This is a genomic window from Streptomyces europaeiscabiei (assembly GCF_036346855.1).
Taxonomy (GTDB): domain Bacteria; phylum Actinomycetota; class Actinomycetes; order Streptomycetales; family Streptomycetaceae; genus Streptomyces; species Streptomyces europaeiscabiei.
In genome coordinates this window covers 2,344,160-2,355,000 of record NZ_CP107841.1, presented here as the reverse complement: position 1 = coordinate 2,355,000, position 10,841 = coordinate 2,344,160, and the positions used below count along the sequence as shown (strand labels likewise).

Below are 10,841 nucleotides of genomic sequence, written 5' to 3'. Positions count from 1 at the left end.
GTCGTGTGCCGGGTGAAGCAGCCGCGGAAGCGAGTTGTGGACGGTTCACGAGTGAGAATGCAGGCATGAGTAGCGATACAAACGTGAGAAACGTTTGCGCCGATTGACTAAGGGTTCCTGGGTCAAGCTGATCTGCCCAGGGTAAGTCGGGACCTAAGGCGAGGCCGACAGGCGTAGTCGATGGATAACCGGTTGATATTCCGGTACCCGCTGTGAAGCGTCAAACATTGAACCAGGCGATGCTAAGTCCGTGAAGCCGTTCCGGACCCTTCGGGGAAAGGAAAGTGGTGGAGCCGACGGACCAGACTTGCAGTAGGTGAGTGATGGGGTGACGCAGGAAGGTAGTCCATCCCGGGCGGTGGTTGTCCCGGGGTAAGGGTGTAGGCCGTGCGATAGGTAAATCCGTCGTGCATGTGGCTGAGACCTGATGCCGAGCCGATTGTGGTGAAGTGGATGATCCTATGCTGTCGAGAAAAGCCTCTAGCGAGTTTCATGGCGGCCCGTACCCTAAACCGACTCAGGTGGTCAGGTAGAGAATACCGAGGCGTTCGGGTGAACTATGGTTAAGGAACTCGGCAAAATGCCCCCGTAACTTCGGGAGAAGGGGGGCCATCACTGGTGAGAGGATTTACTCCTTGAGCTGGGGGTGGCCGCAGAGACCAGCGAGAAGCGACTGTTTACTAAAAACACAGGTCCGTGCGAAGCCGTAAGGCGATGTATACGGACTGACGCCTGCCCGGTGCTGGAACGTTAAGGGGACCGGTTAGTCACATTTCGGTGTGGCGAAGCTGAGAACTTAAGCGCCAGTAAACGGCGGTGGTAACTATAACCATCCTAAGGTAGCGAAATTCCTTGTCGGGTAAGTTCCGACCTGCACGAATGGCGTAACGACTTCTCGACTGTCTCAACCATAGGCCCGGTGAAATTGCACTACGAGTAAAGATGCTCGTTTCGCGCAGCAGGACGGAAAGACCCCGGGACCTTTACTACAGTTTGATATTGGTGTTCGGTTCGGCTTGTGTAGGATAGCTGGGAGACTTTGAAGCGGCCACGCCAGTGGTTGTGGAGTCGTCGTTGAAATACCAGTCTGGTCGTGCTGGATGTCTAACCTGGGTCCGTGATCCGGATCAGGGACAGTGTCTGATGGGTAGTTTAACTGGGGCGGTTGCCTCCTAAAGAGTAACGGAGGCGCCCAAAGGTTCCCTCAGCCTGGTTGGCAATCAGGTGTTGAGTGTAAGTGCACAAGGGAGCTTGACTGTGAGACCGACGGGTCGAGCAGGGACGAAAGTCGGGACTAGTGATCCGGCGGTGGCTTGTGGAAGCGCCGTCGCTCAACGGATAAAAGGTACCCCGGGGATAACAGGCTGATCTTCCCCAAGAGTCCATATCGACGGGATGGTTTGGCACCTCGATGTCGGCTCGTCGCATCCTGGGGCTGGAGTCGGTCCCAAGGGTTGGGCTGTTCGCCCATTAAAGCGGTACGCGAGCTGGGTTTAGAACGTCGTGAGACAGTTCGGTCCCTATCCGCTGCGCGCGCAGGAATATTGAGAAGGGCTGTCCCTAGTACGAGAGGACCGGGACGGACGAACCTCTGGTGTGCCAGTTGTTCTGCCAAGGGCATGGCTGGTTGGCTACGTTCGGGAGGGATAACCGCTGAAAGCATCTAAGCGGGAAGCCTGCTTCGAGATGAGTATTCCCACCCACTTGATGGGGTAAGGCTCCCAGTAGACGACTGGGTTGATAGGCCAGATATGGAAGCCTGGTAACGGGTGGAGTTGACTGGTACTAATAGGCCGAGGGCTTGTCCTCAGTTGCTCGCGTCCACTGTGTTAGTTCTGAGACAACGAACAGTTGTCGGCTCAGAGCAGAACATCAACTGAAAAGTGTGCTTGTTCGCTCGAAACCAATAGGGTTTCGGTGGTCATAGCGTGAGGGAAACGCCCGGTTACATTTCGAACCCGGAAGCTAAGCCTTACAGCGCCGATGGTACTGCAGGGGGGACCCTGTGGGAGAGTAGGACGCCGCCGAACAATCTTTGAAGGACCCCTGGTCACCAGCGTACAGCTGGGACCAGGGGTCCTTTTTGTTTTTCCGGAGCGCGCCGGGTACCCGGCTGCGCGAGAATGACTTGCGGTACCGAAGACAGGAGTCACCATGTCCACCAACTCTCCCGACGATCGACCGGAGCGCGACCAGCGGCGACGGGACAGTGGTGACCGTGGCGGCTATCGCGGTGGGCCGCCTCGGGACAACGACCGGCGCGACAACGACCGTGGTGGGTACGGCCGGCGTGACGACCGCGTCGGCGACAACCGCCGTGGTGATGACCGTCGAGGTGACGACCGTGGTGGCTTCCGGCGTGACGACAATCGCGGTGAGCAGCGCGGCGGCAGCGGCGGCGGTGGATTCCGTGGACGGGACGATCGTCGTGAAGGCGACCGTGGGCCTCGCCCCGCGTTTCGGCGTGACGAGCGTCCTGCAGGTGCGGGACCCCGTCGTGACGATCGCCCTGCAGGTGCGGGTGCGCGTCGTGACGATCGCCCTGCAGGTGCGGGTCCGCGTCGTGACGATCGCGACCGTGGCTTCCGGCGGGACGGGGATCGGCCGGCCTTCCGCCGTGATGACCGTCGCGGCGACGACCGTCCCGCATTCCGGCCCGACGCCCGCAAGGACGATCGCAGGGACGACCGGCGCGACAGCGGGGACCGTGGCGGTTTCCGGCGGGATGACCGTGGGGGCGGGGATCGGCCGGCCTTCCGCCGCGATGACCGGCGTGACGACCGCCCCGACCGTCGTGAGGGCGACCGTCCCGCGTACCGCCGTGATGACGACCGCGGTGGCTTCCGTCGGGACGACAGCCGCGGTGGCGAGCGCAGCGGTGGCTTCCGCAGGGACGACAGCCGCGGTGGTGAGCGCAGCGGTGGCTTCCGTCGGGACGACAGCCGCGGTGGCGAGCGCACCGGTGGCTTCCGCAGGGACGACAGCCGCGGTGGCGAGCGCACCGGCGGCTTCCGTCGGGACGACAACCGTGGCGGCGAGCGCCCTGGCGGCTTCCGTGGACGCGACGATCGCGGCCCCGACGACAGGCGTGGGGACGACCGCGGTGGGCGTCCGCCGTTCCGGCGGGATGACCGTGGGGGCGGGGATCGGTCGGCCTTCCGCCGCGATGACCGGCGTGACGACCGCCCCGACCGTCGTGAGGGCGACCGTCCCGCGTACCGCCGTGATGACGACCGCGGTGGCTTCCGTCGGGACGACAGCCGCGGTGGCGAGCGCAGCGGTGGCTTCCGCAGGGACGACAGCCGCGGTGGTGAGCGCAGCGGTGGCTTCCGTCGGGACGACAGCCGCGGTGGCGAGCGCACCGGTGGCTTCCGCAGGGACGACAGCCGCGGTGGTGAGCGCACCGGTGGCTTCCGCAGGGACGACAGCCGCGGTGGTGAGCGCAGCGGTGGCTTCCGCAGGGACGACAGCCGCGGTGGTGAGCGCAGCGGTGGCTTCCGCAGGGATGACAACCGCGGTGGCGAGCGCACCGGCGGCTTCCGTGGACGCGACGATCGCGGCACCGACGACCGGAGCCGTGGTCCCCGTCGGGACGACCGGGGCGGCCGACCCGGTGGTGGTTTCCGTGACCGGGACGACCGGCGGGGCGGCGACGACCGGCGCGGTGGCGGGCGTTTCCGTGACGAGCGGGACCGGGACCGGGAGCCGATCAAGCGACTGCCGATTCCGGAGGACGTCACCGGCGAGGAGATCGACAAGGACGTACGGCAGGAGCTGCAGAGCCTGCCCAAGACGCTCGCCGACGATGTCGCCAAGAACCTGGTGATGGTCGCGCGGCTCATCGACGAGGACCCCGAGGGCGCGTACGGCTACTCCAGGGTGGCTCTGCGGCTGGCGTCGCGTGTCGCCGCGGTGCGGGAGGCCGCCGGCTTCGCCGCGTACGCCAACCAGAAGTACAGCGAGGCGCTCGCGGAGTTCCGGGCGGCCCGGCGGATGACCGGCAACGTCGACCTGTGGCCCGTCATGGCCGACTGCGAGCGTGGTCTCGGGCGGCCCGAGAAGACGCTGGACATGGCCGGGGCGCCCGAGGTGCACAAGCTGGACAAGGCCGGTCAGGTCGAGATGCGGCTCGTGGCGGCCGGCGCGCGGCGTGACATGGATCAGCTCGACGCGGCCATCGTGACCCTGCAGAGCCCGGAGCTGGCCTCCAACTCCGTACAGCCCTGGACCGCGCGCCTGCGGTACGCCTACGCCGACGCGCTGCTCGCGGCGGGGCGTGAGGGCGAGGCGCGGGAGTGGTTCGCGAAGGCCGTCGAGGCCGACAAGGACGGCAGCACGGACGCGTCGGACCGACTCGCGGAAATGGACGGTGTCGAGTTCGTCGACGCCCTCGGCGACGAGGACGACGAGCACAGGCACGACGGTGACGAGGCACCGCAGAGCGCGTCCGCCGTGGACGACCCCCAGGTCGTCGAGGACAGCGAGGACAGCGACACCGACGAGGACGAGGACGAGGACGACGTCACCGACGAGGATGACGAGTTCACCGATGAGGACGTCGAAGACGACGTGACCGACGACGTCATCGACGTCCAGGGCGACGCGGATGACAAGGACGTCCAGGACGTCCAGGGCGACAAGGGCGACAAGGACTGACGTCCGGCAGAGACGGTGAAGGGCGGGACCCCGTACACGGGGTCCCGCCCTTTCGTCTGCGCTCGTACGGAGGCGCTCCCTCAGAGTTCCAACGCGCGCAGCACCAGTCCCGACGCCGGCTTCGGGCCGAACGACGTGGATTTGCGGGGCATGGTGACGCCCTGGCGGGCGAGGTCGCGTACGACCTCCTCGCGGACCGGGTGCATGAGGACGGCCGTGCCGCCGTCGCGTTCGGCCTTCTCGACGGTGGCGGCGGTGTCGTGGATGTAGGCGACGTGGGCCGGGGAGTCCTCGGGGATGCGCCAGACGTGGTGGAGGAGGGTGGAGTGCAGGACGGTCGCGTCGAGGGTGCGCCAGGCGGCCGGGCGGTCGGCGGGAATCGTACGGGTGAGGAGATCCGGGTCCGGCCGGTCCACGAGGTGGAAGGAGCCGTCGCCCGCGAGGAGGAAGGCGTTGCCGGCGGCGGCCGCGGTCGCCAGGGCCTCCAGTGCCTCGGGCAGCGGGACGTCGAGCCGGCGGACGCGGAACCGGCCGTCCAGGGCGGTGAGGGCGTCGGAGACAGGGAGTTGGTGGAGGAGGCGGTGGATCGCGCGGACACGGAGGGGGTAGCGGGCGGTGTCCACGAGGAGGACCAGACCGTAGTCCCAGGGGCTGGGTGACGGGTGCTCCGTGCGGAGCCGGAGATACGTCGCCCAGCGGTGGTGGCCGTCGGCTATCAGAGCCTGGTGGCGGGCGAGGTCCGACTGGATCTCGGCGAGTTCGGCGGGGTCGGTGACCGCCCAGAGACGGTGCCTGAAGCCGTCCTCCGTGGTCGTGGCGAAAAGAGGGGCTCGTTCCGTGGTGCGCTCGACCACGGCTGTCGCCCCGGCGGTGGCGCCCTCGCCCCGGTAGGTGAGGAGCAGGGGCTCCATGTTGGTGGAGGTGGCGCGCATCAGGGCCGCACGGTCCGCGATGACGTGGGGGATGACGTCCTCGTGGGGGAGGACCACGCCGGCGGACGGCTCCGAGAGGCGCAGGGCGCCTATGAGGCCGCGCTGGAGGATGCTGTCGTCCGCCTGCTCGTAGACGTAGAGACCGGGCTTCGTGTCGGGAGCGAGGATGCCGTCGGCGAGCCAGCGGTGCAGGGTTTCGGCTGCCTGTTCGTCACGGGCGGCGGGCGTTCTGGCCTGGGGGAGTATCAGGCGGACGATGTTGTGCGGATCAGCCGATTCGAGGTGGTGCAGACCGTCCGGCCGTACGACCACGTCGTACGGCGGTGATGTCACGGCGGCCAGGCTGCCGACCCGGTCGGGGTCGTAGCGAAGCCCCCGGAACGGGGTCAGCTCGAGGCCGCTGCGCGCCGGGATCTCCTCCGCGGGACCTGCGTAGTTCATTGATGCATCGTATGGCTGTCAGGCCGTGAGGGATGATCGGGGGAAAGCGCCCCAACCGATTGTTGACCTACCGGGCGACCGGGCGACCGGCGACCGATGGACCGAGCGAGGAGCAGAGTGCAATGAGTCAGGCAGTCAGGACGCGGCCCGATGGCAGCGGGCAGGCCCTGAGCGAGGCGTACGACACGGCGCTGCTCGATCTGGACGGGGTGGTGTACGCGGGCGGCAGCGCCATCGCATACGCCGTGAAGTCACTCAGTACGGCGCGCGCGGGCGGTATGCACCTCGCGTACGTCACGAACAACGCGCTGCGGACCCCCGACACCGTGGCCGCGCACCTCACGGCGCTGGGGATACCGACCGAGGCGGGTGACGTCATCACCTCTGCACAGGCCGTGGCCCGGCTCATCAGTGAGCAGCTGCCCGCCGGGGCGAGGGTGCTGGTCATCGGCGGCGAGGGGCTGCGGGTGGCGCTGCGCGAGCGGGGCCTGGAGCCCGTCGAGTCCGCGGACGACGATCCGGTGGCCGTGGTGCAGGGGTACGGCGGTCCCGACCTGCCCTGGGGGCGGTTCGCGGAGGCCAGCTACGCCATCGCGCGCGGGGTGCCGTGGTACGCGTCCAACACCGACCTGACCATTCCGAGCGCGCGGGGCATCGCACCCGGCAACGGGGCTGCGGTGCAGGTCGTCCGGATCGCGACCGGGGCCGAGCCGCAGGTGGCGGGCAAGCCACTGCCGCCGATGCACCGGGAGACGATCCTGCGGACCGGCGCCGAGCGGCCGTTGGTGGTCGGGGACCGGCTGGACACGGACATCGAGGGCGCGTTCAACGGCGAGGTCGACTCGCTGCTCGTGCTGACCGGCGTGACCGACGGCGCACAGTTGCTGGCCGCGCCCCCGCAGCACCGGCCGACGTATGTCGACGCCGATCTGCGGGGCATGCTCACCGGACAGCCGGAGGTCGTGGAGGCGGGCACGGGCTTCCGCTGCGGCGGCTGGACGGCGACCGCCGGTGGAGAGCGGCTGGAGCTGGAGGGTGAGGGCGAGGCGCTGGACGGGCTGCGGGCGCTGTGCGCGGCGGCCTGGACGGCTGCCGGGGAGGGCTCGTGCGAGCTGGACGGGGAGAAGGCGCTGGCACGGCTGGGGTTGTGAGTGTCCCGGGCCCTCGGGATCCCGAGGGCCCGGGCGATGGTCGTGGCCCCTGAGAGCGGGCCGACCATGGTTAGGTCCGTTCGGCCTGTGCGCCCGTGCGGTGTTCGAGGGACGCGATCGAGCCAAAAAGAGAGGATAGGCTAACCTAACCGAGTGTTGGTCGACAGTCCTCCTGAACCGAGCGCGGAGACCGCCCCCGCGCCCCCGAACCGCCGGGTGGTACGAGCCGTAGGGCTCCTCGTGTCCCTCGTGATCCTTGTCCTGGTCGCCCTGGCGAGTATCGCGATCGGTGCGAAAGAGCTGACTTTCGAGCAGGTCTCGCACGGCCTGTTCGAGAACACGGGGACGTACGGCGACGCCGTCGTCGGGGAACGGGTCTCGCGCACCCTCCTCGGACTGCTCGCGGGCGCCGCGCTCGGCCTCGCCGGAGCCGTGCTCCAGGCGCTCACCCGCAATCCGCTGGCCGACCCGGGACTGCTCGGCATCAACGCGGGCGCGTCCGCCGCGGTGGTCACCGCCATCACCTACTTCGGCGTCACCTCGCTGAGCGGGTACGTGTGGTTCGCGTTCGCCGGTGCCGCCGTGGTCGGGGCGCTGGTCTGGTTCCTCGGCGGCAGCCGGGGCGCGACACCCGTGCGGCTGGCGCTCGCGGGCACGGCCATCAGCGCGGCCCTCTACGGCTATCTGCAGGCCGTGATGATCATGGATGACGCGGCGCTCTCCAGGATGCGTTTCTGGACGGTCGGTTCGCTGGCCTCGGCGACCGACGAGACCATCACACAGGTGCTGCCGTTCCTGGCCGTCGGCACGGTCGTCGCGCTGCTGCTCGCGCGGCCGCTGAACGCGATGGCCATGGGCGACGACACCGCCCGCGCGCTCGGCGCCCACCTCAACCGCACCCGGGCGCTCTCGATGGCCGCCGCCACCGTGCTGTGCGGTGCCGCGACCGCCGCCTGCGGGCCGATCGTCTTCGTCGGGCTGATGGTCCCGCACGTCGTGCGGTCCTTCACCGGGCCCGACCTGCGCTGGATCCTGCCGTACGCGACCGTCCTGTCGCCCGTGCTGCTGCTCGGCGCCGATGTCCTCGGCCGCATGGTGGTGCGGCCCGCGGAACTCCAGGTCGGCATTGTCACCGCGATTCTCGGTGGGCCGGTCTTCATCTTTCTCGTACGACGGCGGAGGACGGCGCAGCTGTGAAGACGCAGGCCACGAGCAAGCCGCAGGTCATGACCAAGCCGCAGGTCATGAGCAAGCCCGCCGCACGCGACCGCGCGGTCCGCACTCCCGGAGGGCTGTCGGTCCGGCTGGACGTACGGGCGTTCACCGTCGTCGCCCTGCTGCTGGTGGCGGCGCTGACCGCCGGTGTCGTACTGATCGGGACCGGCGACTTCCCCATCCCGGCCGGCGACGTCCTGAAGACGCTGCTCGGCAACGGCGACGCGGGCCAGGAGTTCATCGTCAACGAACTGCGGCTGCCCAGAGTCCTGGTCGGGCTTCTCGTCGGGGCCTCGCTCGGACTCGGCGGGGCGCTGTTCCAGTCCATCTCCCGCAATCCGCTGGGCAGTCCGGACGTGCTCGGCCTCTCGCAGGGCGCCACCGCCGGGGCGCTGGTCGTCATCGTGCTGTTCTCCGGCAGCGCGAACCAGGTCGCCCTCGGCGCACTCGTCGGCGGGCTGGTCACCGGCTTCGCGATCTACGCGCTGGCGTGGAAGCGGGGTGTGCACGGCTACCGGCTCGTGCTGGTCGGTATCGGTGTCTCCGCGATCGTCACGGCGGTCAACGGCTATCTGATCACCAAGGCCGACCTCGTCGACGCGGCCCGCGCGGTCGTCTGGATGACCGGCTCCCTCAACGGCCGTGACTGGGCCCAGGTCTGGCCACTGCTGATCATGTGCGTGATCCTCGTGCCGTTGGTGCTCGGCAACGCGCGCGGGCTGCGGATGATGGAGATGGGCGACGACGTCTCGTACGCCCTCGGGGTGAGCGTCGAGCGTGTACGGCTGCTGCTGATGGTGTCGGCGGTGCTGCTCACCGCCGGGGCGACCGCGGCCGCCGGGCCGGTCGGCTTCGTCGCCCTCACCGCGCCCCAGCTCGCGAAGCGGCTGACCCGCTCGCCCGGCCCGAACCTGGTGCCCGCGATGTGCATGGGCGCGACCCTGCTGATCGTCGCCGACTGGGCCTCGCAGCGGGCCTTCGGGGCCGACCAGCTGCCCGTCGGCGTCGTCACCGGCGTGCTCGGCGGCGTCTATCTGCTGTGGCTGCTGGTCACCGAGCGGAAGGCCGGACGGATATGAGCCGCCCCGAGCCGAACGCGCCGAATGAGATCAGGCCGAACGCGATCAGGCCGAAGTTGATCAGGCCGAACGCGATCAGGCCGAAGTTGATCAGGCCGAACGCGATCAGGCCGAAGTTGATCAGGCCGAAGTCGATCAGGCCGACATCCCCCGGGCCGGACCGCGGCGCGTCGGCGAACGAGAACGACAAGAGGAGCACAGTGAACCGCCTGTCCGCCGAGAACGTCACCCTCGCCTATGACCAGCGGGTCATCGCCGAGCAGCTGTCGGTGGAGATACCCGACAACTCGTTCACCGTGATCGTCGGCCCCAACGCCTGCGGCAAGTCCACGCTCCTGCGCGCCCTCTCCCGGATGCTGAAGCCGTCCCAGGGGCGGGTGCTGCTCGACGGGCAGGTCATCCAGTCGATGCCCGCCAAGAAGGTCGCGCGGACGCTCGGTCTGCTGCCGCAGTCGTCGATCGCGCCCGACGGGATCACCGTCGGCGACCTCGTGGGCCGCGGCCGGTACCCGCACCAGGGGCTGCTGCGGCAGTGGTCCACCGAGGACGAGCGGATCGTCCGGGAGTCGATGGAGTCGACCGGGGTCGCCGAACTGGCCGACCGTTACGTCGACGAGTTGTCCGGCGGCCAGCGCCAGCGCGTCTGGATCGCCATGGCACTCGCCCAGCAGACCCCGCTGCTGCTGCTCGACGAGCCGACCACCTTCCTGGACATCCAGCACCAGATCGACGTGCTCGACCTGTGCGCCGAACTCCACGAGGGGCAGGGCCGCACCCTGGTAGCGGTGCTGCACGACCTCAACCACGCCGCCCGATACGCCACCCACCTCATCGCCCTGCGCGGCGGCTCGGTGATCGCCGAGGGCGCCCCCTCGGAGATCGTCACGGCCGAGCTGGTCGAGGAGGTCTTCGGGCTGCGCTGTCAGGTCATCGACGACCCGGAGACGGGGACACCGCTCGTGGTGCCGGCGGCGCGCAGGGCACGGAGCGGCATGGAGGAGACCGAGAAGGTGGCCGCTACAGAAGCTTCCTGAGCTGGAGCAGGTCCCGGAAACCCGCCTCCAGCTTCACCCGGCCCGAACCCCAGGCCTTGGCGAAGTTCAGTTCGCCGCCGACGAGGGACACCAGGTCGTCGCCCGTCATGGCGAGCCGGATCTGGGCCTTCTGGGACGGCGGCCCCTGAAGGGTGTCGTGCACCTCGATGCGCCCGTCGCGCATACGGCCCACGAAGGTGACGTCGAGATCCTTTACATGGCAGCTCACCGAGCGGTCGAGGGCCGTGGCCTCGCTCGCGTGTCCTTCGGCGCCTGCCATGTTGTCCGAGAGCTTTTCGAGTGCGGCGCGGCACTCCTCAATCGTTGCCATCG

At 68.6% G+C, this 10,841-nt stretch carries 8 protein-coding genes, 2 rRNA genes and 1 pseudogene (1 of these 11 cut by a window edge); 8 read left to right on the top strand and 3 right to left on the bottom strand.

Annotation, left to right across the window (positions count from 1 at the left end; translation table 11 throughout):
- The 4 genes and pseudogenes from OG858_RS10110 to OG858_RS10095 all read left to right on the top strand — a co-directional run.
- Positions 1-1,809 (top strand): 23S ribosomal RNA (locus OG858_RS10110); it begins 1,313 nt to the left of the window's first position.
- A gap of 104 nt (positions 1,810-1,913) precedes the next feature.
- Positions 1,914-2,030, top strand: a 5S ribosomal RNA gene (gene rrf, locus OG858_RS10105).
- Between the two features lie 124 nt (positions 2,031-2,154).
- Positions 2,155-3,324, top strand: a pseudogene (locus OG858_RS10100) (hypothetical protein); the annotation flags it as partial.
- A 393-nt stretch (positions 3,325-3,717) separates the two neighbouring features.
- The gene (locus tag OG858_RS10095) at positions 3,718-4,656 is read left to right on the top strand and encodes a hypothetical protein (RefSeq protein ID WP_408059471.1); all 939 of its coding nucleotides are present in this window, start codon (positions 3,718-3,720) and stop codon (positions 4,654-4,656) included.
- 80 nt (positions 4,657-4,736) lie between these two features.
- On the opposite strand, the gene OG858_RS10090 is transcribed toward OG858_RS10095, so the two are convergent.
- Positions 4,737-6,029 (bottom strand): DUF1015 domain-containing protein, encoded by a 1,293-nt coding sequence (locus OG858_RS10090; RefSeq protein ID WP_319263525.1) that lies wholly within the window; start codon positions 6,027-6,029, stop codon positions 4,737-4,739.
- A 122-nt stretch (positions 6,030-6,151) separates the two neighbouring features.
- Between OG858_RS10090 and OG858_RS10085 the strand changes: the two genes are divergently transcribed.
- The 3 genes from OG858_RS10085 to OG858_RS10075 all read left to right on the top strand — a co-directional run bounded on the left by OG858_RS10085 (position 6,152) and on the right by OG858_RS10075 (position 9,474).
- Positions 6,152-7,180, top strand: coding sequence for an HAD hydrolase-like protein (locus OG858_RS10085; RefSeq protein ID WP_086746351.1), 1,029 nt, complete (start codon positions 6,152-6,154; stop codon positions 7,178-7,180).
- A 153-nt stretch (positions 7,181-7,333) separates the two neighbouring features.
- Complete coding sequence (locus OG858_RS10080; protein ID WP_086746352.1) at positions 7,334-8,377, top strand: FecCD family ABC transporter permease; 1,044 nt, start codon at positions 7,334-7,336, stop codon at positions 8,375-8,377.
- A gap of 47 nt (positions 8,378-8,424) precedes the next feature.
- The gene (locus tag OG858_RS10075; protein WP_319067296.1) at positions 8,425-9,474 is read left to right on the top strand and encodes a FecCD family ABC transporter permease; all 1,050 of its coding nucleotides are present in this window, start codon (positions 8,425-8,427) and stop codon (positions 9,472-9,474) included.
- Here the strand turns inward: OG858_RS10075 and OG858_RS10070 are convergent.
- On the bottom strand, positions 9,446-9,703 hold the full coding sequence (locus OG858_RS10070) for a hypothetical protein (protein ID WP_328545373.1): 258 nt from the start codon (positions 9,701-9,703) through the stop codon (positions 9,446-9,448). The two genes, OG858_RS10075 and OG858_RS10070, sit on opposite strands and share 29 nt — an antisense overlap.
- Here OG858_RS10070 and OG858_RS10065 point away from each other — a divergent pair.
- Positions 9,609-10,508, top strand: coding sequence for an ABC transporter ATP-binding protein (locus OG858_RS10065; RefSeq protein ID WP_086746356.1), 900 nt, complete (start codon positions 9,609-9,611; stop codon positions 10,506-10,508). The genes OG858_RS10070 and OG858_RS10065 overlap by 95 nt on opposite strands.
- Here the strand turns inward: OG858_RS10065 and OG858_RS10060 are convergent.
- Positions 10,492-10,839, bottom strand: coding sequence for an SCP2 sterol-binding domain-containing protein (locus tag OG858_RS10060; RefSeq protein WP_037702198.1), 348 nt, complete (start codon positions 10,837-10,839; stop codon positions 10,492-10,494). The two genes, OG858_RS10065 and OG858_RS10060, sit on opposite strands and share 17 nt — an antisense overlap.
- Between the last annotated feature and the right edge of the window lie 2 nt (positions 10,840-10,841).